This is a genomic window from Marinobacter sp. H13, from assembly GCF_059072335.1.
In genome coordinates, this window is sequence record NZ_JCACRU010000001.1 from 754,901 (window position 1) to 778,810 (window position 23,910).

23 protein-coding genes are annotated in these 23,910 nt (G+C 58.1%); 12 read left to right on the forward strand and 11 right to left on the reverse strand.

Annotated elements, in window-relative coordinates; genetic code table 11:
* The first annotated feature begins 467 nt into the window (after positions 1 to 467).
* From AC5JQH_RS03530 to lnt, 4 genes are read left to right on the forward strand one after another with little or no spacing between them, the layout of a single operon-like run.
* Positions 468 to 1,451: a PhoH family protein gene (locus AC5JQH_RS03530; RefSeq protein ID WP_008170111.1), complete on the forward strand. Its 984-nt coding sequence runs from the start codon at positions 468 to 470 to the stop codon at positions 1,449 to 1,451.
* The gene (ybeY, locus tag AC5JQH_RS03535; RefSeq protein WP_008170109.1) at positions 1,448 to 1,921 is read left to right on the forward strand and encodes an rRNA maturation RNase YbeY; all 474 of its coding nucleotides are present in this window, start codon (positions 1,448 to 1,450) and stop codon (positions 1,919 to 1,921) included. The genes AC5JQH_RS03530 and ybeY overlap by 4 nt, the downstream gene beginning before the upstream one ends.
* Complete coding sequence (locus AC5JQH_RS03540; protein ID WP_008170107.1) at positions 1,918 to 2,763, forward strand: CorC family transporter; 846 nt, start codon at positions 1,918 to 1,920, stop codon at positions 2,761 to 2,763. The genes ybeY and AC5JQH_RS03540 overlap by 4 nt, the downstream gene beginning before the upstream one ends.
* Complete coding sequence (gene lnt / locus AC5JQH_RS03545) at positions 2,753 to 4,315, forward strand: apolipoprotein N-acyltransferase (RefSeq protein ID WP_491713376.1); 1,563 nt, start codon at positions 2,753 to 2,755, stop codon at positions 4,313 to 4,315. Before AC5JQH_RS03540 ends, lnt begins: the two co-directional genes overlap by 11 nt.
* Here the strand turns inward: lnt and AC5JQH_RS03550 are convergent.
* On the reverse strand, positions 4,284 to 4,832 hold the full coding sequence (locus AC5JQH_RS03550) for a zinc ribbon-containing protein (RefSeq protein ID WP_008170105.1): 549 nt from the start codon (positions 4,830 to 4,832) through the stop codon (positions 4,284 to 4,286). The two genes, lnt and AC5JQH_RS03550, sit on opposite strands and share 32 nt — an antisense overlap.
* 449 nt (positions 4,833 to 5,281) lie before the next feature.
* Here AC5JQH_RS03550 and leuS point away from each other — a divergent pair, with 449 nt between their 5' ends.
* The 5 genes from leuS to AC5JQH_RS03575 all read left to right on the forward strand — a co-directional run bounded on the left by leuS (position 5,282) and on the right by AC5JQH_RS03575 (position 10,658).
* Positions 5,282 to 7,867 (forward strand): leucine--tRNA ligase, encoded by a 2,586-nt coding sequence (gene leuS / locus AC5JQH_RS03555; protein ID WP_288365312.1) that lies wholly within the window; start codon positions 5,282 to 5,284, stop codon positions 7,865 to 7,867.
* Position 7,868: 1 nt separating this feature from the next.
* Positions 7,869 to 8,456 (forward strand): LPS-assembly lipoprotein LptE, encoded by a 588-nt coding sequence (locus AC5JQH_RS03560; protein ID WP_273157292.1) that lies wholly within the window; start codon positions 7,869 to 7,871, stop codon positions 8,454 to 8,456.
* Positions 8,453 to 9,460 carry a DNA polymerase III subunit delta gene (holA, locus tag AC5JQH_RS03565; protein ID WP_008170102.1) on the forward strand — a complete coding sequence of 336 codons (1,008 nt, stop codon included), beginning with the start codon at positions 8,453 to 8,455 and terminating at the stop codon, positions 9,458 to 9,460. Before AC5JQH_RS03560 ends, holA begins: the two co-directional genes overlap by 4 nt.
* Before the next feature lie 111 nt (positions 9,461 to 9,571).
* On the forward strand, positions 9,572 to 9,835 hold the full coding sequence (locus AC5JQH_RS03570) for a hypothetical protein (protein WP_008170101.1): 264 nt from the start codon (positions 9,572 to 9,574) through the stop codon (positions 9,833 to 9,835).
* Between the two features lie 187 nt (positions 9,836 to 10,022).
* Positions 10,023 to 10,658, forward strand: coding sequence for an endonuclease (locus AC5JQH_RS03575; RefSeq protein WP_008170100.1), 636 nt, complete (start codon positions 10,023 to 10,025; stop codon positions 10,656 to 10,658).
* Between the two features lie 89 nt (positions 10,659 to 10,747).
* Here the strand turns inward: AC5JQH_RS03575 and AC5JQH_RS03580 are convergent, their stop codons facing one another.
* The 9 genes from AC5JQH_RS03580 to bioB form a co-directional block, all read right to left on the reverse strand.
* On the reverse strand, positions 10,748 to 12,538 hold the full coding sequence (locus AC5JQH_RS03580; RefSeq protein WP_008170099.1) for an acyl-CoA dehydrogenase C-terminal domain-containing protein: 1,791 nt from the start codon (positions 12,536 to 12,538) through the stop codon (positions 10,748 to 10,750).
* A gap of 211 nt (positions 12,539 to 12,749) precedes the next feature.
* The gene (locus tag AC5JQH_RS03585; protein WP_273070409.1) at positions 12,750 to 14,549 is read right to left on the reverse strand and encodes an acyl-CoA dehydrogenase C-terminal domain-containing protein; all 1,800 of its coding nucleotides are present in this window, start codon (positions 14,547 to 14,549) and stop codon (positions 12,750 to 12,752) included.
* 269 nt (positions 14,550 to 14,818) lie between these two features.
* On the reverse strand, positions 14,819 to 15,487 hold the full coding sequence (locus AC5JQH_RS03590) for a putative metalloprotease CJM1_0395 family protein (RefSeq protein ID WP_273157294.1): 669 nt from the start codon (positions 15,485 to 15,487) through the stop codon (positions 14,819 to 14,821).
* Positions 15,488 to 15,509: 22 nt separating this feature from the next.
* A complete protein-coding gene (locus AC5JQH_RS03595) occupies positions 15,510 to 15,755 on the reverse strand; it encodes a flagellar basal body rod C-terminal domain-containing protein (RefSeq protein ID WP_014577776.1) in 246 nt (81 codons plus the stop codon).
* A gap of 51 nt (positions 15,756 to 15,806) precedes the next feature.
* Positions 15,807 to 16,499 (reverse strand): dethiobiotin synthase, encoded by a 693-nt coding sequence (gene bioD / locus AC5JQH_RS03600; protein WP_053112697.1) that lies wholly within the window; start codon positions 16,497 to 16,499, stop codon positions 15,807 to 15,809.
* A gap of 22 nt (positions 16,500 to 16,521) precedes the next feature.
* Positions 16,522 to 17,352, reverse strand: coding sequence for a malonyl-ACP O-methyltransferase BioC (gene bioC / locus AC5JQH_RS03605; protein WP_339622501.1), 831 nt, complete (start codon positions 17,350 to 17,352; stop codon positions 16,522 to 16,524).
* Entirely contained in the window at positions 17,340 to 18,095 is a 756-nt protein-coding gene (locus tag AC5JQH_RS03610; protein ID WP_273157296.1) for an alpha/beta fold hydrolase, read from the reverse strand. The genes bioC and AC5JQH_RS03610 overlap by 13 nt, the downstream gene beginning before the upstream one ends.
* Entirely contained in the window at positions 18,092 to 19,267 is a 1,176-nt protein-coding gene (gene bioF, locus AC5JQH_RS03615) for an 8-amino-7-oxononanoate synthase (RefSeq protein WP_273157297.1), read from the reverse strand. Before bioF ends, AC5JQH_RS03610 begins: the two co-directional genes overlap by 4 nt.
* A 73-nt stretch (positions 19,268 to 19,340) precedes the next feature.
* Positions 19,341 to 20,399, reverse strand: a complete 1,059-nt coding sequence (gene bioB / locus AC5JQH_RS03620) for a biotin synthase BioB (RefSeq protein ID WP_008170083.1) — start codon at positions 20,397 to 20,399, stop codon at positions 19,341 to 19,343.
* A gap of 263 nt (positions 20,400 to 20,662) precedes the next feature.
* On the opposite strand from bioB, the gene AC5JQH_RS03625 reads away from it, so the two are divergent.
* A complete protein-coding gene (locus AC5JQH_RS03625) occupies positions 20,663 to 21,184 on the forward strand; it encodes a ComF family protein (protein ID WP_227497727.1) in 522 nt (173 codons plus the stop codon).
* Here the strand turns inward: AC5JQH_RS03625 and AC5JQH_RS03630 are convergent.
* The gene (locus AC5JQH_RS03630; protein ID WP_008170080.1) at positions 21,181 to 22,278 is read right to left on the reverse strand and encodes an NAD(P)/FAD-dependent oxidoreductase; all 1,098 of its coding nucleotides are present in this window, start codon (positions 22,276 to 22,278) and stop codon (positions 21,181 to 21,183) included. The genes AC5JQH_RS03625 and AC5JQH_RS03630 overlap by 4 nt on opposite strands.
* A 164-nt stretch (positions 22,279 to 22,442) precedes the next feature.
* Here AC5JQH_RS03630 and AC5JQH_RS03635 point away from each other — a divergent pair, with 164 nt between their 5' ends.
* A complete protein-coding gene (locus AC5JQH_RS03635; RefSeq protein WP_039881815.1) occupies positions 22,443 to 22,865 on the forward strand; it encodes a hypothetical protein in 423 nt (140 codons plus the stop codon).
* A 10-nt stretch (positions 22,866 to 22,875) separates the two neighbouring features.
* Complete coding sequence (locus tag AC5JQH_RS03640; protein WP_493791405.1) at positions 22,876 to 23,892, forward strand: serine/threonine protein kinase; 1,017 nt, start codon at positions 22,876 to 22,878, stop codon at positions 23,890 to 23,892.
* Positions 23,893 to 23,910: the final 18 nt, after the last annotated feature.

Sequence of the window (23,910 nt, forward strand, 5' to 3'; positions counted from 1 at the left end):
CCAGCCAGCAATCGTAGATTGCTGTCGCTCCGCGGCACGCGAAGCTTCGCTTCTAAAGCGTTTGCTCCGCCCATGTGCGCTTGGCGTCGGCCATCCTTGGCCGCCGACATTTTTGGGAGGGGAGCCCCACCACTCTCCGTAGGCCCCAGAGCCGTCTGCCCAGTTTATGCTCCGCATTCGTAGGTTGGATTGGACGAATTCGTAATCGAGCAACATGCCTGTAACGAAGAAACCAGTCGGATTACGCCTCCAGCTACTCCGATCTACTTGTTTTTTAGCATTCGGGCCTGCACATAGAATGATCAGGGCGAGGGCCGGAAGGTGTTTCCAAAAACGTGGAGCGCCAGGGATGGCGCGACCGAGCCCTACAGGGACGTATTTACGGGCGCTTTTTGGAAACACCTTCCGGCCCTTGCCCGTTTCACCAACATCAGATACTCGTTCTCCCAAACCAAAACGGAGCACTTTTGAACGCCAACGATCACAGACAATTTGACCTGCACCCGGTGGACCAGCGCCGGCTGGCGACGCTTTGTGGCCAGTTTGATGAAAACCTGAAAATGATTGAAAAACGCCTGCACGTGAAAGTCGGCAGGCGCGGCCATCATTTCCGAGTTGAGGGTGAGACCGAGCATGTGGCGGCGGCCGTTGAGGTTATCCGGCATCTTTATCGGGAAACCGAGGCTACCGATGACCTTCCTCCGGATACCGTGCATCTGTTTATCCGGGAAACCGGTTTTGAACGCCTGCCCGAAGACGTGCCCTACGATGGCGCTGTGACGGTCATCAAGACCCCCAAGCTTCAGGCCAAGCCGAGGGGCGCGAATCAGCAGAAGTATGTGCACAATATCCGCACCCACGATATCAACTTCGGGATTGGGCCGGCGGGTACCGGCAAGACCTGGTTGGCGGTGGCCTGTGCCGTTGAAGCACTGAAAGACGAGCAGGTGAAGCGGATTTTGCTGGTTCGGCCCGCGGTCGAGGCCGGCGAGAAGCTTGGTTTTCTTCCCGGCGATCTCGCACAAAAGGTCGACCCATACCTGCGTCCGCTGTATGACGCTCTCTATGAAATGCTTGGGTTTGACCAGGTTACCCGGCTGATTGAGAAAAGCGTGATCGAGATTGCGCCGCTGGCGTTCATGCGCGGCCGGACGCTGAACAACTCATTCATCATTCTGGACGAAAGCCAGAACACCACCCGGGAGCAGATGAAGATGTTTCTGACCCGGATCGGCTTTGGCTCCACGGCTGTGATTACCGGCGACACCACTCAGGTAGACCTGCCACGGGGTCAGAATTCGGGGCTTATTCACGCTGCCGGGGTTCTGAGCAAGGTATCAGGTATTGGGTTCACACGGTTCGAAGCAAAGGACGTTGTTCGGCACCCGCTGGTACAGCGGATTGTTGAAGCCTACGATTCCTTTGACGACGGGAGTGCGACGGGCCAGTGAATAAGCTGACTGTGGATTTTCAGCAGGTTTTTGAGGCGCCAGGAATACCTTCGGAGACGCAGGTTCAAAAATGGGCGCAACTTGCCTGGCAGGGCGAGGATCCGTCCGAGGTGACGGTCCGTATTGTCGGAACCGAAGAAAGCCAGGCCCTGAATCATCAGTACCGTGGGCGGGACTACGCGACCAACGTGTTGTCCTTCCCATTTGAGGCGCCAGCCGGTATAACGGTGCCATTGGCCGGAGATCTGGTGATTTGTGCACCGGTTGTCGAGAAAGAGGCCATGGAACAGGAAAAAACCCTGGTCGCCCACTGGGCGCACATGGTGGTGCACGGCATGTTGCATCTCCAGGGTTTTGATCATATTGAAGACGAAGATGCCGAGGTCATGGAAGCCCTCGAAGTCCGACTGCTTGCGCAGCTCGGATTCGGCAATCCCTACGAAGCAGAGGAAACGGAACAAGACTCATGAGCGACGATCAGTCGAGTCGCAGTCAGGGCGGCAAGTCCTGGCTGGAACGTATATCCCAGGCCTTCTCCAGCGGGCCTGAGTCCGTTGAGGACGTGCTGGAAATCCTTCGGGACGCCGAGTCCCAGAACATCATCGATGTTGATGCCATGAGCATCATCGAAGGTGCCATGCAGGTGATCGACATGCGGGTGGATGAGATCATGATTCCCCGCTCCCAGATGGTCACCGTAAAGGCATCCCAGGAGCCCAAGGAGTTCCTGGGCGAAATCATGGATTCTGCACACAGCCGGTTCCCGGTCATCGGGGACAGCCAGGACGACGTGATTGGCGTTCTTCTGGCCAAGGATCTGCTTCCCCTGGCTCTGAACAACGACCTCAACTGGAATCGTATCCGGGAAATTCTGCGCCCGCCCACTTTCGTACCCGAGAGCAAGCGTCTGAACCAGTTGCTCAAGGAATTCAAGGAAAACCGTAACCACATGGCGATTGTGGTCGACGAATACGGTGGTACGGCCGGCCTGATCACCATTGAAGACGTGCTGGAACAGATTGTGGGCGAAATCGAAGATGAGCATGATTTTGATGAAGAGACCCACATCAAGGCCCGGGGCGATGGCAGCTATGCCGTAAAAGCGGTAACACCCATTGATGATTTTAATGAATTCTTCGAGACCGAACTGGACGAAGAGGAATTCGACACCATCGGTGGCGTGGTTCTCAAGGAATTCGGACACCTGCCCAGACGGGGCGAATCGGTTGAATTCGGCGGTTTGCGCTTTACCATTGCCAACGCCGATAACCGTGTAATCCGTCTGCTGCAGGTAACCCGAAGTGAACAGTGACGCGAAAAATACCAGAGCGCTGAAGACCCCGCTTTCCTCAAACGCATTACTTGGCGCGGCAACCCTTCTGGTTGCCGGCGCCATGCAAACCCTGACCTTTTCACCGTTCAACCTCTGGTGGCTGGGACCGGTTTCAGTCCTTCTTATTCTCCTCGTGACGGTTCCGCTGGCTCCAGAGAAGCTCTTCCGGGCCGGTTGGCTTACTGGCCTGGGGCTGTTCGGCAGCGGCGCCAGCTGGGTCTACGTCAGTATCAGCGAACACGGTAATACCGCCATTCCGATTGCCGTTTTGTTGACGGTTCTCTTTGTTGCAGGGCTGGCGCTGTTCCACGGTCTGGCGTTCTGGTTCTGGGGCAAGCTTGCCAAGGAGAGTGCCGCCCGGCGTCTGATCCTGTTTCCCGCTATCTGGATACTTGGCGACTGGCTTCGGGGCTGGCTGCTTACCGGTTTTCCCTGGCTGTATCTGGGCACAGCACACACGGACGGCCCGCTCGCCGGGCTGGCACCTCTGACCGGCGTGCATGGCATCACTTTCTGGATAACGGCCACAGGGGCCGCACTCTACGGGAGTTGGTGGCTCCTGAAACACGCCAAGCCGGTTGCTGCGGGCGCCACTCTTGCGGTGGCGCTGATTCCCTGGCTGATTGCCCCGGCCATGAACCGTGTCGAGTGGACGGAGCTAAACGAGGAGCCTACCTCGTTTGCCGCCATGCAGGGCAATATTCCCCAGCAGATCAAATGGGATCCTGAGTTCCTGAAGGATCAGATCGTTACCTACCTCGGCATGACCGAGGATCACTGGGACACGGATCTGATCCTCTGGCCGGAAACCGCCATTCCCACTCCCCAGGATCAGGCTGGCAAGATCATCGATCACATCAGTGCAGAGCTGGGCGACAACAGCACCCTGATTACCGGCATACCCTGGTACGGATTCAGTGACCGAATTGAAGATTTCACGTTTCACAACAGCATCATGGCCATCGGCAACGGCGAGGGCATCTACCACAAGCAGAAGCTGGTGCCTTTCGGGGAGTACGTGCCACTGCAGAGCGTGTTGCGGGGGCTGATTGGTTTCTTCGATTTGCCCATGAGCGATTTCAGCCGGGGACCGGAGTGGCAGGATCCGCTCAAGGCCAATGGCGTCAATGTGATGCCCTTCATCTGCTATGAAGTCGCCTATCCGGATTTTGTTGCCTTTAATGCCCGGGGCGCGGGCCTGCTGCTCACGATCAGCAACGATGGCTGGTTCGGCGATTCCATTGGGCCGTTACAGCATCTGCAGATTGCCAGAATGCGGGCACTGGAAACCGGTCGCTACATGCTCCGGGGCACCAACAACGGCGTGACTGCGATCATCAATAACCGGGGCGAACTGACCGAAACCATCCCCCAGTTCGAGCGCGCCACCCTGACCGGCGAGGTGTTCACCGCCACGGGCAGCACGCCTTACATGCAGACTGGCTCCTGGCCGGTCCTGACCCTCGCAGTTATTCTCATCGTGTTTGTCCGGGAGCGGATTATTCCTCCTGTTTCGGCCAGCGGCTCGTAACCCGCTCGTAGTAGTGGGAGCCGCAGGCTTCACAGGGTTCCAGATGGCTGGTGGCTGTCAGACACCGCATGTGCCCGCAGTTCAGGCACTGGAACATACCAGCGGTGGCCACCTCGCCCGAGATGTACTGGCCCACTTCGTTGTTTTCCAGTTTCTGTTTGAGCTCCAGAAAGTCCACAACGGTTTTATCAGCAACCGAGAACAGGCTATCCGCCAGCTGGTGTTCCAGCAGGGCGATATCAAGCTGCAACCATTCACTCAGGCCTTCGCCGGTCTCTTCCACGAAGTGCAGAAGGTGCTCGAGATCTCTCTGGAGGTATTCGCCGAGCAGGGCCGCTTCATCTCTGGTCATTTCCTCCAGCTCGTACTCGAACTCCACCGCCCTCTGGACTTCTTCCTCAAGGTTCTGGAGCGATGTTTCCTCCAGGTCATGGAGACGCGTTTTTACCCGCTCCAGCATACGGTCGTAAACTTCCAGTGCCTTGCCTGAGAGATGACTTCTTTCTGGTTGTGTCATGTTGACTCCTTGATACCGCAAATCTGGGTGCAAGAGCCGGACTGCGCCCTCTCTTTCCGGGACACGCTGTGAATACATCCCTGTACGCTTGACTGCAGCATCCATGCTGCAGACAGTCCCGGAAAGAGAGGTCGAAGCCCGTCTCCCAAACCTTGGGAAAACACCTGCCGACTCCACTGCTTATGCCTGGGGCGCTGGCGGCGATGACTCCCCGGGACTGTGAGCAGCATGGATGCTGCGATCAAGCCTACACGGACGTATTCACGGCGTGTCCCGGGGAGTCATCGCCGCCAGCGCTACCCCCATATCAGCAAGTCTGGCACAAGAACAGAAAATTGGCAGACTACCTGTAAAGGCTAGTGTGCGTTAGAATGTCCGGCTCGCTCCAGACGTGATTTTTGATACAGGCTTTTATTTTTCCACACAAGGTAATTTCGGTAATGGCAGGAATGGACGAGCAATACAATCCCCGTGACGTAGAACAGAATGCCCGTGATTTCTGGGAAGAGAACAAGACCTTTATGGTCAAGGAAGAGCCGGGCAAGCCCAAGTACTACTGCCTGTCCATGTTCCCCTACCCCAGTGGCAAGCTGCACATGGGGCATGTCCGTAACTACACCATCGGCGATGTGATTTCCCGCTATCAGCGCATGCAGGGCAAGAACGTGATGCAGCCCATGGGCTGGGACGCATTTGGTCTGCCCGCCGAGAACGCCGCCATTGCCAACAAGACCGCGCCGGCCAAGTGGACCTACGCCAACATCGAATATATGAAGAACCAGCTCAAGCAGTTGGGCTTTGGTTACGACTGGAACCGGGAGCTGGCTACCTGCAAGCCGGATTATTACCGTTGGGAGCAGTGGTTCTTCGCACGCCTTTACGAAAAGGGGCTGGTGTACAAGAAGATGTCCACGGTGAACTGGGACCCGGTAGATCAGACGGTTCTGGCCAACGAGCAGGTTGTGGATGGCCGGGGCTGGCGTTCCGGGGCCCTGGTGGAACAGAAGAAGATTCCCCAGTGGTTTATCCGCATTACCGATTACGCCGAAGAGCTGCTGAACGATCTGGACCAGCTGGAAGACTGGCCTGAGCAGGTCAAGACCATGCAGCGCAACTGGATCGGCAAGTCTGAAGGTACCGAGCTGACCTTCCCGCTGAAAGACCGGGACAGTGGCCTGACCGTTTACACCACGCGCCCCGACACCCTGATGGGGGTGAGCTACATGGCCGTGGCCGCAGAGCATCCGCTGGCGAAAGAGGCGGCGGAGCGCCATCGGGACGTGGCTGAGTTTGTCGAGGAGTGCCGAAACAGCAAGACCGCGGAGGCCGAGCTGGCCACCATGGAAAAGCGCGGCATCGACACCGGTTTCAAGGCAATTCACCCGCTGACCCAGGAAGAGATCCCGATTTGGGTCGCCAACTTCGTGCTGACTGACTACGGCACCGGTGCCCTGATGGCCGTTCCGGGCCACGACGAGCGGGACCATGAGTTTGCCCGCAAATACAAGCTGCCCATCAAGCAGGTTATTGCTGCCCGCGATGGCCGCGAGATTGATGTGCAGGAAGAAGCGTTTACCGAAAAAGGCACGCTGGTGTCTTCTGGCAAATACAGCGGCCTGACCAGCGAGGAAGCCTTCGACGAGATTGCCAGCTACCTGGAAGAACAGAATATCGGCAAGCGCACCGTCAACTACCGCCTGCGCGACTGGGGCGTATCCCGCCAGCGCTACTGGGGTGCACCGATCCCGATGATGACCCTGGAAGATGGCACAGAGATGCCGGTGCCCGATGACAAGCTGCCGGTACGTCTGCCGGAAGATGTGGAAATGGACGGTGTCCAGTCCCCCATCAAGGCCGACCCTGAGTGGTGCAAGACGGAGTTCAACGGCCAGCCGGCGACGCTGGAAACCGACACCTTTGATACGTTCATGGAGTCCTCCTGGTACTACGCCCGGTTCTGCAGCCCCAATTACGACCAGGGCATGCTGGACCCGTCCGCGGCCAACTATTGGTTGCCGGTGGATCAGTACATCGGTGGCATTGAACACGCGATCCTGCACCTGCTCTACGCCCGCTTCTTCCACAAGCTCCTGCGGGATGTCGGGCTGGTAACCAGTTCAGAGCCATTCAACCGGCTGCTTTGCCAGGGCATGGTTCTGGCGGAGACCTATTACCGCGACGATGGCAAAGGCGGCAAGGTATGGATTTCGCCCGCCGACGTGACCGTCGAGCGTGACGAAAAGGGTCAGCCCGTTCGAGCAGTACACAGGGAAGATGGTGAGCCGGTGGTTTCCGGCGGTGTCACCAAGATGTCCAAGTCCAAGAACAACGGTATCGATCCCCAGGCTATTATTGATGAGCACGGCGCCGATACGGTTCGCCTGTTCATGATGTTTGCGGCCCCGCCAGAACAGTCCCTGGAGTGGTCGGACAGCGGTGTTGAAGGCGCACACAGGTTCCTCAAGCGGGTCTGGCGTCTGGTGAACGAACACGCCGCCGCTGGTCCGGCACCCGCTCTGGACGCGGCAAGCCTGAACGATGACCAGAAAAACCTGCGACGCAAGACTCACGAAACCATTGCCAAAGTCAGTGACGACATCAGCCGTCGGCTGACCTTCAACACGGCCATTGCCGCGGTGATGGAGCTGCTTAACGAGGTCGGCAAACTGCAAGGTGACGAACCCCAGACCCGGGCGGTACGCCAGGAAGCGCTGGACACCGCAGTGCTTGTGCTGTCGCCGATCGTCCCGCACATCTGCCACACCCTCTGGCAGGCGCTCGGCCACCAGGAGCCCGTGGTTGATGCAACCTGGCCAAAAGCCGATGAAGCCGCCATGGTTCGCAGCCAGATCCAGGTGGTACTGCAGGTGAATGGCAAGGTGCGGGCCAAAGAAGACGTGCCTGCAGACATCAGTAAGGCGGACCTCGAAAAGCTGGCCCTGGAAAACGAGAATGTCATGCGCTTTACTGAGGGAGCGACGGTGCGCAAGGTTATCGTGGTCCCCGGCAAACTGGTGAACGTGGTGGCTAACTGATATGTCCCGGCACTCCGCTCTGAAATCGTCAGCACGCCTGATGCTGACCGCTGTAATAGCGGCGCTGCTTGGTGGTTGCGGGTTCCAGTTGCGGGGTGCCCCACCGGTTTCTTCGGCCCTCGAGCCTCTTGCCGTGGATTGCTCCTCACAGGTGCCCGACACGCTGTGCCGTTCCTTGCGTGAACAGCTGAACCTGGGCAAGGTCCGTGTGGCGCCAGTGGCGGAGGCCGACTACATTCTGCGTCTGAAGAACTTCGAGCGTGACCGTCGCGCAAGTGCCATCACCGCCCAGGCCGCAGCCGCGGAATACACGCTGCGTCACTCTGTTGATCTAGAAGTAATCAGCGCGGATCGGATTCCCATGGTGGGCACGACACGCCTGACCACCAGCGAGAGTTACCGCTACGACGAAACCAACGTGCTGGCAAGACAGCGGGAAGAAGAGACCCTCCGCCAGCAAATGGACGATCGTCTTGCGCAGCAGGTGATATTCCGGCTGGCACCATTGACCCCGCAACGCATCGACGCCATCCGGGCGGATTACCAGCGTGAACAGGAAGCCGACGCCCCAGCCACAGGCCAGCCATGAAGACCAATCCAGGCCAGTTATCCCAGCTGCTAAAAAAGGGCCTCTCGCCCGTCTATCTTATATCCGGGGACGAACCCCTGCTGGTTCAGGAATGTTGTGACCAGGTTCGTAAGGCCGCAAAAGACGCCGGTTTTCATGACCGCCTGACCTTTCACGCTGACCACCAACTGGACTGGAACGCCGTTGGCGAGGAATTTAGTGCCATGTCCCTGTTCGCGGAAAAACGGCGCATCGAGATTCACTTGCCAACCGGCAAGCTGGGCGACGGCCGCGCGGTACTGGAACGAGTCCTGGCCGACCCTCCCGACGATATCATCCTCGTGCTCATCAGTGCCCGCCTGGACGCGGCGGAAACCCGCCGCAAATGGTACAAGGAGCTTCAGGGAAAGGGCGTGCACGTACCGGTGTGGCCCGTCGACGCCGACAAGTTCCAGGGTTGGCTGCAGCAGAGGGCCAGCAACCGCGGCCTCAGCCTGACCCGGGGTGCCCTGGCCATCATGAGCGAACGCCTCGAGGGCAATCTGCTCGCCGCGAGCCAGGAGCTCGACAGACTGTCACTGCTCGCAAACGGCAATACCATTGATGAGGAAACCGTTGAACAGGCGGTCCAGGACAGTTCCCGATTCAATGGCTTTGAACTCGTGACCGAGCTGATCAGTGGCCGCGCGCCCCACGCCGGCAAGATGATCACTGTGCTTCAGCAAGAGGGAGAAAACCCGCTCGGTTTGCTATCCGTTCTCAGCCGGGATCTGAACCTGCTGCTTGAGTTGAAATCTGCGGCCGGCCAGTCGGAAAATCCCGCCGCATTCCTGAAAAAACGGGGCGTATTCCAGCCGCAACGTGCCCGCGCAATGGAACAGGCCGCTCGCCGGCTGAACCGGAACCAACTGAATGAGGCCATCACCCTGTGCAGCCAGATCGACCGCGCGGCGAAAGGCTTCGATTCCCTCTCCCCCTGGCACTATTTGCGGGATATGTCTGCCCTGCTCGCCGGCCGTTCCTGATCTGAATCAAACTCAGCCTTCGTTGTGCCCTGTTGGCCCTGCCGGCCCCTTGACAGTTTTTTACGATCGGGCGCATTGTAAGCACACCAACAATCCAAGGAGGTGCTTGATATGAGTCTTCAAGAAGAACTCAAGAAGCTGTCGGAAAAAGTGAAACAATACCGGGATGAGGCGCGCGTCCAGATGCATCTGGCCCGTGAAGACGTTAAGGACGAATGGGAGGATCTCGAACAGGATTGGGATCGTTTCAGAAGCAAGATCGATGAAGTTCTGCACGATGCCGAGAACGCGTCCCAGGAAGCTCGTCAGACCGCATCCAAACTTGGCGAAGACCTGAAAACCGGTTACCAGAACATCCGCAACAAACTGAAGTAATACTGTTAACCCGTTAACATTACGCCACAAATTTCTAGCCTGGAGGCTCCGTGGTTTGGAGCCTCTGTGCCATACTTCACAATATCCGTGAACAAAGCGTCATAGTTTTGACCCGCTTGATCAGATCCTGACCAGTGAGGCCCGAATTGACAGGGTGCTTGAACACACTGCGAGGTATAAAAGGCGTATGAAAAGATTCTTACTGATACCCACAGCACTTGGCCTATTGCTCACCACTACCCTCGTGATTGGCCAGAATACCCGGTTCAGTGATCCAAAAACCGTTGTTACCGATCACTTCTGGGGTGACCTTTACGCCAGTGGCGGCAATTCCTTCTTCTGCAACACCGCCTTTACAAGCAAAGGATTCGTTCTGACGGACGGTTATGTCTATCCATTGGCCGATGTCCGCAGCGCACTCGACTGTGGCACCTCGCGTCAATGTGAACAGGATAACCGCTACCGTCAGATCGCGTCTGACATGCACAACATGGTACCGGTGCGCAGCCGGACCGAGATGGGCCGGCGAAACGCTCGTTACGAGGACCTGGGCTCGTCAGTAAGCGAAGACGAATGCGGCATTCGCCAGAGCGCCCAGTTCTTTGAGCCCCCGGGGCGGGTAAAGGGAGATGTGGCGCGCACGGTGGCCTACATGGTGGACACCTATGATTTGCCCTGGCTTGGCTCCTCGGCGGTGTTCAAGGGCTGGAACAGGCTGGACCCGCCGGATGATAGCGAGCTGACCCGTCACGGGCGCATTGTCGAAATCCAGGGTAGTGCCAATCCCTTTATTACCAACCCGGAGAGAATGGAGCGACTCTGAGAGTCCGGGAAGCTTGCCCTGCTGACCAATTAACCATAAAAAAACAGGCCCGAGGGCCTGTTTTTTTGTGCCTGAGTCTTGCTGGCTAATCAGAACTCTTCAGCCGTCAGCGCCATCATGGAGTCGCTGCCGCTGCGAATACCTTCAGCCAGTGAAACGGTCTTGGGCAGCAGGCGGTCAAAGTAGAAGCGCGCGGTCTTCAGTTTACCGCTGTAGAATCCGGAGGTATCTGAATCCGCCTGGGGCGCAGCCGCTTTGACGATCTTCGCCCACATATAACCCAGAGCGGTCAGGCCAAACAGATCCAGATAGTCCACAGACGCTGCCCCAATGGCATTCGGGTTATCGCCAGCCTGTTTGATCACGTGCTCGGTAACGTCATCAAGACGCTCAACCGCAGCAGCAAGCGGCTCAAGGAACGGGCGCAGATGATCGTTACCACTGTTCTCCTCCAGGAAGTTTGCGACGTCCTGGGCAAACAGCTCGTAAAGCTTGCCCTGGGTGCCGACCACTTTCCGGCCCATCAGATCCAGTGCCTGGATACCATTGGTTCCTTCGTAGATCTGGGTTATGCGGCAGTCACGAACCAGTTGCTCCTGCCCCCACTCGCGGATGAAACCATGACCACCAAAGACCTGCTGACCCATGATGCAGGTATCGAGGCCGCGATCCGTGAGAAATGCCTTGGCCACCGGTGTCAGCAACGCCACCATACCTTCAGCGTGTTTGCGACGCTCATCATCCTCGGCAAACTTGGCGATATCCAGCCACTGGGCCACGTAGGTTGAGAAAGTACGACCGCCCTCCACATAGCCTTTCATCGTGAGCAGCATGCGCCGGACATCCGGGTGCACGAGGATTGGGTCTGCCGCCTTCTCAGGCTGTTGGGCACCGGTCGGTGCACGGCTCTGGATACGATCAAGGGCGTATTCCCGAGCGCTTTGCAGAGAGGCTTCGGCAGCGCCAATGCCCTGGATACCAACGCCCAGGCGCTCGTAGTTCATCATGGTGAACATCGCCGCCAGACCCTTGTTTTCTTCGCCGACCAGCCAGCCTTTGGCGCCATCGAAGTTCATTACGCAGGTCGCAGAACCCTTGATGCCCATTTTCTTCTCGAGGGAACCACAACTGAAGCTGTTGCGCTCACCCAGGGAACCATCGTCATTCACCAGGAACTTGGGTACCAGGAACATGGAAATGCCCTTTGGACCTTTCGGCGCATCCGGCAGTTTGGCCAGCACCAGGTGGATGATGTTCTCCGCCATGTCGTGCTCGCCCCAGGTGATAAAGATCTTGGTACCTGTAACGTTGAAGGAGCCGTCATCGTTCGGTTCCGCCTTGGTGCGGATGATCCCGAGGTCTGTGCCGGCGTGGGGCTCGGTCAGATCCATGGCGCCGGACCAGACACCGGAATACATGTTAGGCAGGTACTTTTCTTTCAGCTCATCACTTCCGTGGGCGTCCAGCGCGAGGCAGGCGCCGGCCGTAAGCATGGGGGCCAGCCCGAATGCCATGTTGGCGCCCTGCATCATTTCCTCGAACTGCGCGACGAGGGTCTTGGGCATGCCCATGCCGCCAAAGTCCGGGTTGCCGCCAAGACCGTTCCAGCCGCCTTCAACGATGGTCTGGTACGCTTCCTTGAAGCCCTCCGGAGACGTTACCTCACCATCGTTCCATTTGCAGCCCTGCTCATCACCTTCGCGATTCAGGGGCGCAAGTACACCACTGCTGATCTTGCCGGCTTCTTCAAGAATGGCGTCCGCCGTTTCCGGGTCCACATGCTCGGCAACCTTGGGCAGTGAGGCCCACAGTGCGGGGGCATCGAAAACCTCATTCAGAACAAAGCGCATGTCACGTAGGGGTGCCTGATAATCAGCCATCTAAAACTCTCCAAAAATTCTGTCAGTCTGTTCAGGTGGCAAAAGGGCCTCAGTCTGGGCCAGTCACACCTGCTCGGGCTATGTGTCCGCTGAAGATTATTTTTATGGGCGCCTATTCTACCCTAAAAGCGGACCGCAACTCATGAAAAAAGCCCGCCTCCGGGGAGCGCGGGCTTTCTGTCCTCTGGAACCGTCCTTCGGTGCCCGCGCCTTAGATGGCGAAGGCTTCCTCCGGCATGTCCATCAGGCTGTCAGCGCCAGCCAGCATGCTTTCTGCGTGGCCCTTGGCCCTGGGCAGCATACGCTTGAAGTAGAAGCGCGCAGTCTGGATCTTGGCGTTGTAGAACATCTCTTCAGTGGTACCCTCAACCATCTTGTCCAGGGCAACCTTGGCCATACGGGCCCACAGGTAGGCAAACACTGCGTAACCGGAGTACATCAGGTAGTCCACAGAGGCCGCGCCCACTTCCTCACGATTCTTCATGGCAGACATACCAATTTTGGTGGTCAGCTCGCCCCATTCCTTGTTCATCGCCGCCAGCGGCTCGATGAATTCCTTCAGCTGCTCGTCTTCCGCGTTTTCCTTGCAGAACAGATGCACCTGCTTGGTGAAGCCTTTCAGGGATTCGCCCTGGGTCATCAGAACCTTGCGGCCCAACAGATCCAGCGCCTGAATACCGGTGGTGCCTTCATAGATCATGCCGATACGGGCGTCACGAACGTTCTGCTCCATGCCCCACTCGGAGATAAAGCCGTGACCACCAAAGACCTGCATACCAAGGTTCGCTGCCTCGTAACCGATTTCGGTGAGGAACGCCTTGGCAATCGGTGTCAGGAAGCCCAGCGCCTCATCGGCCGCCTTGCGCTCTTCTTCGGTCTTGCCGCTGTGAACAACGTCTGCCTGCTGCGCAGTCAGGTAAATCAGGGCACGGGCGCCTTCTGCAACCGCCTTCTGTGTCAGCAGCATCCGACGAACGTCCGGGTGAACAATGATCGGATCGGCAATACCTTCCGGATTCTTCGGACCGCTCAGTGAACGCATTGCCAGACGCTCCTTGGCGTAGGCAAGTGAACCCTGGAAGCCCAGCTCGGCGGCACCCAGCCCCTGGATGGCGGTACCGATACGGGCCACGTTCATGAAGGTGAACATGCAGTTCAGGCCTTTGTTCTCCGGCCCGATCAGCCAGCCCTTGGCGCCGTCGAAGTTCATCACGCAAGTGGCGTTGCCGTGGATACCCATCTTGTGCTCAATGGAACCGCAGGAAACGGCGTTGCGCTCACCGGCCGAGCCATCTTCGTTCGGCAGGCACTTTGGCACGATGAACAGGGAGATACCCTTGGTGCCTTCCGGTGCACCCGGCAGACGTGCCAGGACGATATGGACGATGTTCTCGGCCATGTCGTGCTCACCGGCAGAAATAAAGATCTTGGTGCCGGTGATAGCGTAAGTGCCATCGGCATTCGGCTCCGCCTTGGTGCGAAGGGTGCCGAGATCAGAACCGCAGTGCGGCTCGGTCAGACACATCGTACCAGTCCACTCGCCGCTGATCAGCTTGGTGAGGTAAGTCTGCTTCTGCTCTTCGGTGCCATGCTCTTCAATGGTGTTGGTTGCACCGTGGCTCAGGCCCGGGTACATGCCAAAGGACCAGTTGGCGGTGCCCACCATTTCACTCATGACCAGACCGAGAGAGTGCGGCAGTCCCTGGCCACCGTAGTTGGGATCGGCGGTCATGGACGGCCAGCCGCCTTCCACATACTGCTGGTAAGCTTCTTTGAAGCCAGTCGGTGTCTTCACACCGTCTTCGCTCCAGATACAGCCTTCCTTGTCACCCACCTGGTTCAGCGGAGACAGAACCTGCTCACAGAACTTGGCACCTTCCCCGATAATGGCATCCACCATATCCGGAGTAGCGTCTTCGGCACCTTCCAGGTTGGCGTAGTGCTGCTCGCTGTTCAGCAGCTCGGTCATTACGAATTTGATGTCACGCAGGGGCGCTTTGTACTCAGGCATGGAATCCACCTCGGTTCTCGGGCTCAGCTGAATCAGGTTTGACAGCTTCTGGCCTTGGGTTTGCTCAGACACCGCAACGCGATGCGCTGCAGCCTTAATTAAACACTTGTTTGAAACATACGTTTACAGGCACAGAATTGTCAATAGCCGGATGCAAAATTTGTGTTGCGAACTGTCACCGGATCACGCGCCACAGCAGCGCATGGAGCCGGATCGCACCTTAAGTGCCGGATATCTATGAAAGGACCTGGATGTTGGAAATTAAACGGTCAGGCAGACACCGGTTGGAAAGAAGAAACGCGGTTTTCGTCACCACTCTGATCAGACTCTCCCATGGCGGAGACCTCACGATAAGCATCGCTCGCGGTTCTTGACGAAGCGCCCGTTTCGGCGGCCAGCTCCGACTGGGCCTGGAGCATGATCTGCATCGCCTGGGCAGCCACCGCTCGATCCTGGCCGGACGGCTCCGCCGGCGCCATGGCCGCCGCCCGGACAATTCGCATTTTCTCGATAGTGGCCTGGGGATCACCCTGCACCGGGGACAGATCAATGGAGACTTCACCTCCCACCGCATACTGGGCACCGTCCGGCCCCCGCTGGTAGGTGAACGACATGGCGCCGGCGTACTGGCCGCCAACCGCCTGGTGCGCGGCTTCGTGGGCACGAACTTCACGATCCCGCGCTTTCAGCTCGGTCAGTTGTTTCAGCTCTTGCTCTTTGAGTCCCTGAGGATTGTCGGATTCCCCGCTCCGGGGCCCGGAGTCGGGATTTTCCCGCGCAGATTCGGCTTTGCCTGCAGCCTCAGTAGATCTGGCGCCGGCGGTCGGCGCCTCCGGCTTTGCCGATACTGGGCCCGTGGCCTGGACTCGCGGAGAAACCTGACCCTGAAACGAGGCCGCTGGGATAGGTGGGGGAACAGGGGGGAGAGATGAAAGCACGAGCCAGGCGCCCTTTCAGTAATCAGGCCATGATATCAAGCAGCGTTCCGAGTGTTTCGTCAGCGGTTTTCACCACTTGTGCGGACGCTTCGACACTTCGCTCGTAAATCTTGAGATCAACAATGGGTTCAACGAGGCTGCCCGCGCCTTCCGCGGTTCCCTGGGGACCATCAGTACCACCACGAGCAATCTTGCGGGCGGCATTTTCCATGCCCACCATGCCATCCTGGATGCCCTGAATCCCAACTGCGAGAGTGTTACTGATCATAACTGCGCTGCCCGATGACCATAAATTGACTTCATTAAGCCACAAACCTGGTCAATTTTCAAACAGCCCATCGATATTCAGATAACCAGCCAGCATTTCAGGCCGCGCCTGCTCCAGCCACGGAAGAATACCCAGACAGGGCGCTCCCATGTGGTTAACCAGATAGTTCAGGGTGTCCTGTTCGCAACTCATGGGCTCAGGCTCGGTGCGATTGGCAACCCACCCTGCCACTCTGAGACCGTCACTTCTGATGGCCTCTGCCGTAAGAAGCGCATGATTAATACAGCCAAGGCGCAGTGAAACCACGAGAATGACCGGCATGGACAGCTGGCGCGGAAACTCTGAATAGGTTTCCCGATCGTTAAGCGGGACCCGCCAGCCGCCGGCACCCTCAACCAGCAGAAGGTCCGCCGGACGAATCTGCAATCCGCGGCAGAATCCAACCAGACGATCAGACGTAATGTGTCGCCCAGCCTGCTCAGCCGCAACATGCGGTGCAATGGCAGGCTCCAGCGCCACCGGGTTGATCAACTCGTAGGCCAGTGGCTCAGTAATGGCGTTCTGCAGAATAAGGGCATCTTCGTTGCGAAGGCCTTCCGGCGTCCGATCGCAACCCGAGGCGATGGGCTTCATCGCCAGGGTGTGCTTACCCATGGCCTTTGCCGCCTGAAGAATGGCTGCGGATACCAGGGTTTTCCCAACCCCGGTGTCGGTGCCCGTTACGAAAAAGGATTGCTTGGCCATGTGTATTTCCAGTTAACGACTCTTACGGTTTCTGCCAGTAAACCCAGGCAGCCTCATAGCTTGCCATGATAGTGCCATCCGGCTCTTTGGGGTACTGCCTGCACATTTCCCGCATCCGCCCCGGTGCCGTGGCCGCTCGTCGCCGGCCAGCGCCGCGGAAGCCCGCGCCAAGATGGCGAAGCTCACCCGCCAGGGCCATCGGCGATTCGTAGGGTAAGCTGATAGTGCGCTCTTCAACAACGGCATCCGGTAACTCGGCCCGCACCTTGGCCTGCAAGGCAAGGTCAGTCTCGAAGCGATTTACGTGCTGATGGCCAGGATCCGCCGCCTGCCAGGCCGATTTCAACTCACGGAGCGTACCGTCAAGGAGTGTGGAGACCATCAGATTCCCACCTGGCCGCAGGATCCGCCGGCATTCCCGAAGCACGGCGCCGGGGTCATCACACCACTGAATCATGAGATTGCTGAAAATCACATCGACACTGCTATCCGGCAAAGGCAGGTGTTCGGCATCGCCCACGATCCAGCTGATTCCCGCAGGCCCATTCTTGCGAGCCTGTTCCAACATGCCAGGCGACAGATCAACCCCACTCAACGATTCAATCTGCCCGAAATCCGCAAACTTTCGGGTAAACCAACCTGTGCCACACCCCAGGTCCAGCAATGTTAGATCATGATCCTGACTTTCCCGGAACTCAAACTTCTGCAGCATGGTATTGCCCATGAAGCGCTGCAGTCTTGAGGCATTTTCATAGGTGCCACTGGCAATGCCAAAGCCCCGGGCAATATCAGACTTGCGAGTGTCGGAAATGCCCCGGGCTATCTGGTCGGTAGAGATGATCATAACGCCCATGACAACGCCTTTTGAGTGGCAAAAAACGCCTGTATCGCCTCCCAGCAATCCGAAGCCGAGCAGCCGCCCGGCCAGTGCGCCATACCCGGTATGACCGCATGACCGCTTGACGCCGGGACAGCGAGATCACCCGCCCACGACCTGACCACAATATCGTTCTCACCCATCACATGAAGGGCCGGTGTGGCGAGTGAACGCCATAACGCCCTCTGATCCCCGCTTTCCAGCCAGGCAAGACTCGTGACGAGGTGTTCATGCGAGACCAGAGTGCCTTTCTCAAGCCACGGCTTGAGCCTCTGCCGCTCCAGTTTTTCGTCCGCAGAACCGTTGATCATCAACAACAGAAAATGCAGCCAGTAGCGCTGTGGGTCCCGGCGGATACCACGGGCAAACGCCCGAAAGTCGCTTTCCGCCATACCATTGAGCCAGCGTTCGTCGGCCACAAACTTCGGAAAACCACCGAGGGTAATAACACAGGACACTGCACCGGTCTCACGCCCGGCGGCCTCCATCACAACCTGACTGCCCAGGGACCAGCCCATCCAAACTGACGGCTCCGGATAAAGTGACAACAGCTCGTCCGTCACCTCCGAGAGAGACTGGCAGCGGCTCAGCAGCTCATCGTCCAGAGACACGGCAACCACCTCCCCCGGCCAATAGCCATAGAGCCCAGATAACATCTCTGCACGAACGCCCCAGCCAGCAACCACCACCAGACGCGGACAGACCCTGCAGGAACTCATACCGCCATGTCCGCTTTTTGAACCAGATGCCGGCAGTCTGACAGCGCGGTCAACAGACAATCCAGGTTCGCCTGGGAATGAGCGGCACTGAATGTAACCCGCAATCGCGCCTCCCCCGCGGGAACCGTCGGCGGGCGAATGGCCGAGACCAGCAAGCCGCGCTCCTCCAATGCCTGACTGAGCGCCAGCGCGTCGTGATTGTCGCCAACCATGATCGGCTGGATCGGAGTATGTGAAGGCATCAATTCATACCCCATGGCCGAGGCCTCCCGACGAAACCGCGAAACCAGCCCCAACACATGATCACGGCGCCCCTGATCCCGTTCAATAAGATCCAGACTCGAAATGGTTGCCATGGCAAGAGCCGGCGGCATCGCCGTCGTATAGATATAGGTTCTGGCTTTCTGAACCAGATAATCCATCAGCAGCGATGGCCCGGCCACGAATGCGCCACTGGTTCCGACCCCCTTGCCCAGGGTGCCGATCAACACGGGGACATCCTCTTCGGACAACCCCGCTTCAGCGACGCTGCCCCGCCCTTCAGGTCCGAGTACGCCAATTCCGTGAGCATCATCAACCACCAGTAACGCATCGTGGAACCGGCAGACCCGGGCCAGCTCCGCCAGGGGCGCAATATCGCCGTCCATGCTGAAGACCCCGTCGGTCACCACCAACTTGTGCCCGGACGTCTCCGCCAGCATCGCCTCCAGCGCCGCGACATCGCCATGGGCATAACGGCGAACCCTGGCCCGGCTCAGGATACAGCCGTCGATGATGGATGCATGATTCAGGCGATCCGAAAAAATCGTATCGCCCCGCCCGGCCAGTGCCGAAATAACGCCCATATTCGCCATGTAGCCAGTGGAGAAAAACAGCGCCGAACTGCGTCCGGTAAACTCCGCCAGACGAAGCTCCAACTGGTGATGGGCATCATGGTGACCACAAATCAGATGGGAAGCCGCGCCCCCAAGGCCTGTTTTGGAAAGCGCATCACGGAGGGCCTCGATATTGGCAGGGTTATTGGCAAGACCAAGGTAATCATTACTGCAGAACGACAACAAAGGTTTGCCGTCAGCAATGAGAGAGGGCCTCTGAGGACCGGCTACATGCCGACGCGTCCGATACAGACCGGCCTGTTTCCGCTCTTCGAGTTCAAGGGCAAAATCCCGCACGATAGCACCTGGAGGTTAACTCAACGATCCGGGCAACGAGCGGGTGAGCTCGCTGCCTCCCAAGATCAAATACTCAGGCAGACTCCCGCGTAGCGTCGTAGAACATGTGACGGGTCGCCTCATACTCCACGGCCTCGGCAATCGCCTCCTCTTCCTGCTCCTCCGACGCACACTGCTCCCGCTGCTCTGGGCGAATACCGAGGCGTTTGAACAACAGCATATCGGCATCGGCCTCCGGATTGGCGGTGGTCAGGAGCTTTTCGCCGTAGAAGATCGAGTTGGCACCAGCCATGAAACACAGAGCCTGCATCTGCTCATTCATGTTTTCACGCCCAGCTGACAGGCGAACGTGGGAAGCCGGCATCAAGATCCGCGCCACCGCAATAATCCGGATGAACTCGAACGGATCCAGGTCCTCGACGTCCTCCAGAGGCGTGCCTTTCACCTTCACCAGCATATTCACAGGCACACTTTCCGGATGATGGGGCAGGTTCGCGAGCTGAACCAGCAGTCCGACCCGGTCATCCTCGTCTTCGCCCATACCCATAATGCCACCGCAACAAACCTTCATTCCGGCCTTGCGAACATTGTCGAGAGTGTCCAGTCGATCCTGGTAGGTTCGAGTGGTGATGATGTGGCTGTAGTACTTCTCAGAGGTATCCAGGTTATGGTTGTAGTAATCCAACCCGGCATCGGCCAGTTCTGCCGCCTGCTCCTCTTTGAGCATGCCAAGGGTCATGCAGGTCTCAAGCCCCAGGGACTTCACCTGTTTGACCATGTCCAGAACATAAGGCATGTCCTTCTTCGAAGGACTGCGCCAGGCGGCGCCCATGCAAAACCGGGAAGCCCCCTTTTCTTTCGCGGCCCTGGCCTCAGCCACAACTTTTTCGATTTCCAGCAGCTTCTCTTTCTCAAGACCGGTGTTGTAATGACCGCTCTGGGGACAGTATTTGCAATCCTCCGGGCAGGCGCCGGTCTTGATCGACAGCAAGGTGCTTACCTGAACCTCGTTAGGATCAAAATACTGGCGATGCACACTCTGGGCACGGAACAGTAGATCGTTAAAAGGGAGTTCGAAAAGCTCGCGAGCTTCCTGCAGTGTCCAGTCGTGGCGGAGTTCTGTAGCGGTCATGTAAAAGTCCTGTTAACCTTTCCCGGTCTCTGGGTTTACGGATGAATCAGATGATAAAGGGACTGAACTGGCTGTCAACCTTCGTGGACAAAAAGGTTAACAGCATCAGGCACGGCGGACTGTGTGTCGCCTGCCTTTCCTCACAGGCATTCAACGGCTTATGCCAGCCTTGCCGGGGCGACCTACCAGTGAACCGCTGGCACTGTCGCTGCTGCGCCCTGCCCCTGGCTTTTCCCTCCTCGGAGCTGCTCTGCGGTGACTGTATGAAACACCCGCCGGCTTTCGATAGCTCTTTTATTCCCTGGCGCTACCAGTACCCACTCGACGGCATGATTGGCCGATACAAGTATCGGGGCCAGCGCAAGTTCGGAAGACCATTGATGGCGGATTTTGCTGACTTGGTGCAGAAGGCTCGGCTCGATGGTGCTATCGCAATGCCAGAAGTACTGGTACCCGCGCCAATGGATGCGCGGCGACGCCGGCAACGCGGGTTCAATCAGGCCCAGGACATTGCCGAGACGATTGCCAGCGCCCTGGATCTCCCGGTCGACAACGGACTTGTCAGAAGGGTTCGCCGTGTCCGGTCTCAACGGGAGTTGAACCGGGAGGCCCGACTGGCGAATCTTCGCGGGGTATTTGAGGTCATCCCGCCAGTGCCAGAGCGAATAGCGATTGTCGATGATGTGGTGACCACCGGCGCGACCGTCAGGGTTTTATCATCAGCACTTCGGGAGGCCGGGGCCCGGAACATTCAGGTTTGGGCACTAGCCCGGACGCCAGGTTAAGACAGCAAAGCTTTTACACGCTCAGCAATTGCCAGGCAGGATGTTAAACCCGGCGATTCGATACCGAACAGATTAACCAGTCCCGGCATACCGTGCGTCTCTGGACCATCAATCCGGAAATCCGCGAAGCCACCATCGGGGCCTATCAGCTTCGGTCGGATGCCGGCATAGGCGGGCTGAAGTCGGGTCGGGTCGAGTCCTGGCCACCATTGGCGGATGCCTCTGGCGAAGCCTTCCTGGCGGCTGGGTTCCACGGTGTAGTCTTCCTTTTCGATCCACTCTACATCCGGACCGAAACGGGCCTGGCCAGCGAGATCGAGAGTCAGGTGGATACCCAGGCCCCCGGGTTCAGGAACCGGATAGATCAGGGTCCTGAAAGGTGTTCGTCCGCTGTAGCTGAAGTAGACGCCCCTCGCGAACCATTGCCGGGGAATGCAGTCGTCGGGCAGACCTGCCCAGTTTTTTGCCAGCGGGACGGCGCCGAGCCCGGCGGCGTTAATGACATTTTTCGCTTCCAGAATTAGCGGGGTTTCGCCTGCCACGTTTAGACGGTGCCGCTGGCTATCCGATTCAGCAGCCGCTACCGGTGAGCGTAGAGCGAGCTGGCCGCCGGCATCATGGAGCTCGCCAAGCAAGGAGAGCATCAGCCCGTGGCTGTCGACAATACCGGTTTCGGGGGACCAGAGCCCCGAGCTGGCGCAAATACCCGGAGCGCCTCGGGCGACTCTTTCGCCATCATACAGCTCAAGTTCAACACCGTTGCTGGCTGCCGCAGCCTGAATATCAAAGAGCTTGTCATTCTGTGCCTCGTCGACGGCAACAATCCACTTACCGCATTTACGGTGTCCAACCTTGTGCGTCAGGCAATAGTCGTAAAGCTGCCGTCGACCCTCAACACACAACTCCGCCTTCAGTGATCCTTGCGGATAATAAATGCCGGCATGAATGACTTCGCTGTTTCGTGAGGAGATGCCCTCACCAAACCGGTCTGAGCTTTCCAGAACGATGACCTCATGCCCGGCTCTAGCCAGAGCGCGGGCAATAGCCAGCCCAATGACACCGGCGCCGATAACAACGGTTTGGATTTCCAGCACTTCTGTCGACACTTATGGTTGGCCCTGCTCCACTGACAAGAGGTTGAGCATATCCTATACCGCCAGCCCGGCGAAAACGGGCGCCGGCGGGCTCAATACATTACTCAAGAGCCCATACCGGTTATACTTGGCTCCGGAAAGTAGTGCATGGAGCCCGGCTTATGATGTCTGACAGGAAGCAGTTTGTTCTGGTAATGGTGGTGGCGGCCCTCTTTGTCGGGTGGCTAGGCTGGCGGGGCTTTGAAGTAATCAGCCTGAACGAGCGGCTGAAAGCGGATGAGGTGGTTGCCAGCTACCCCTACAAGCACCGGGTACTGAGGGTGGAGGGCGACACGGCCATTATGAGCTCACTGCGGTCCCACACCACGTCCACCCACAAGGCGCTGAGTGCGGTATTTCCGAGTATGCGCAATCTTGGGGACAGTCATCGCGACTGGCAGCGGGCAGAACGCGAGCTTGCACAGGTTCAGGCCCGTGCCGGAGACGTTATTCTTGGGGCTTCTGGCATCAGCCGTATCCGCTGGGAGCTGGACGAAAACTGGTACCATCTGCAAACCATGAAATCCAAATACGACACAAGGCTCTGAAACGCCCTTTATGACCCATGACCCCTCACTTGCGGCATCCACCCACCCCTACGATTCCCTGACGCCGGATATCATTCTGGATGCGATAGAAGAGGCAGGGTTTGCGGTAAGTGGCCGGCTGTTCGCGTTGAACAGCTATGAAAACCGGGTCTATCAGGTAGGCCTGGATGAAGGCGCCCCGGTAATTACCAAGTTCTATCGGCCGGGCCGATGGAGCGAAGCGGAAATCCGCGAGGAACATACATTCACCCTGGAGCTCCTGGAAGCCGACATTCCGGTTGTAGCACCTATGAAGCTGGCGACCGGGGACACGCTCGGGCGCCATGGTGAGTTCCTGTTTGCGGTATTTCCGCAGCGTGGCGGGCAAGCACCAGACACCAGTGTTACCGATACCCTTTACCGGCTGGGGCAATGGCTGGGTCAGATCCACAATATTGGCGCCAAAAAACCGTTTGCCCATCGCTCGGGCATGGATTTGCTGGATGGCATCGAAGCCAGCAATCGGCTTTTGTTACGGGGAGACTGGATTCCCACGGATCTGAGGCCAGCCTGGGACAGCCTGATTCCTGACCTGCAAAGACTCTGTGCCGCTCGGGTTGACGAAGCCGGTCCGGTGGAAACCCTGCGACTTCATGGCGACTGCCATGCCGGCAATATTCTCTGCCGGGACGAACAGATGCTGTTCGTGGATCTCGACGATTGCCGCACCGGGCCCGCCATTCAGGATATGTGGTTGCTGCTGAACGGAGACGACTTCGAGCGCGGCGCCCAGCTGGGAGAGTTGCTGGAAGGCTATGAAATGTTCCGTGATTTCAATCGCCGCGAGCGCCACCTGATTGAGCCGCTACGCTGCTTCCGGCAGATTGCCCATTGCGCGTGGCTGGCAAAGCGCTGGGATGACCCTGCATTTCCGCGATTCTTTCCCTGGTTTGCCCAGCCACGGTTCTGGTCAGACCAGATTCTGTCGCTCCGGGAGCAGTTATCAGCCTTGCAGTCACCGGCCATCACGGTGCCGGGACAATACTGACCAACACTTTTAATTCGT

What these genes read in the sequence shown, in the direction of transcription:
- AC5JQH_RS03540 (WP_008170107.1), top strand. Translation starts at nt 1,918, where the DNA reads ATGAGCGACGATCAGTCGAGTCGCAGTCAGGGCGGCAAGTCCTGGCTG.
- AC5JQH_RS03550 (WP_008170105.1), bottom strand. Translation starts at nt 4,832, where the DNA reads ATGACACAACCAGAAAGAAGTCATCTCTCAGGCAAGGCACTGGAAGTT.
- leuS (WP_288365312.1), top strand. Translation starts at nt 5,282, where the DNA reads ATGGACGAGCAATACAATCCCCGTGACGTAGAACAGAATGCCCGTGAT.
- AC5JQH_RS03560 (WP_273157292.1), top strand. Translation starts at nt 7,869, where the DNA reads ATGTCCCGGCACTCCGCTCTGAAATCGTCAGCACGCCTGATGCTGACC.
- holA (WP_008170102.1), top strand. Translation starts at nt 8,453, where the DNA reads ATGAAGACCAATCCAGGCCAGTTATCCCAGCTGCTAAAAAAGGGCCTC.
- AC5JQH_RS03570 (WP_008170101.1), top strand. Translation starts at nt 9,572, where the DNA reads ATGAGTCTTCAAGAAGAACTCAAGAAGCTGTCGGAAAAAGTGAAACAA.
- AC5JQH_RS03575 (WP_008170100.1), top strand. Translation starts at nt 10,023, where the DNA reads ATGAAAAGATTCTTACTGATACCCACAGCACTTGGCCTATTGCTCACC.
- AC5JQH_RS03580 (WP_008170099.1), bottom strand. Translation starts at nt 12,538, where the DNA reads ATGGCTGATTATCAGGCACCCCTACGTGACATGCGCTTTGTTCTGAAT.
- AC5JQH_RS03585 (WP_273070409.1), bottom strand. Translation starts at nt 14,549, where the DNA reads ATGCCTGAGTACAAAGCGCCCCTGCGTGACATCAAATTCGTAATGACC.
- AC5JQH_RS03595 (WP_014577776.1), bottom strand. Translation starts at nt 15,755, where the DNA reads ATGATCAGTAACACTCTCGCAGTTGGGATTCAGGGCATCCAGGATGGC.
- bioD (WP_053112697.1), bottom strand. Translation starts at nt 16,499, where the DNA reads ATGGCCAAGCAATCCTTTTTCGTAACGGGCACCGACACCGGGGTTGGG.
- bioC (WP_339622501.1), bottom strand. Translation starts at nt 17,352, where the DNA reads ATGGGCGTTATGATCATCTCTACCGACCAGATAGCCCGGGGCATTTCC.
- AC5JQH_RS03610 (WP_273157296.1), bottom strand. Translation starts at nt 18,095, where the DNA reads ATGAGTTCCTGCAGGGTCTGTCCGCGTCTGGTGGTGGTTGCTGGCTGG.
- bioB (WP_008170083.1), bottom strand. Translation starts at nt 20,399, where the DNA reads ATGACCGCTACAGAACTCCGCCACGACTGGACACTGCAGGAAGCTCGC.
- AC5JQH_RS03625 (WP_227497727.1), top strand. Translation starts at nt 20,663, where the DNA reads ATGAAACACCCGCCGGCTTTCGATAGCTCTTTTATTCCCTGGCGCTAC.
- AC5JQH_RS03635 (WP_039881815.1), top strand. Translation starts at nt 22,443, where the DNA reads ATGTCTGACAGGAAGCAGTTTGTTCTGGTAATGGTGGTGGCGGCCCTC.
- AC5JQH_RS03640 (WP_493791405.1), top strand. Translation starts at nt 22,876, where the DNA reads ATGACCCATGACCCCTCACTTGCGGCATCCACCCACCCCTACGATTCC.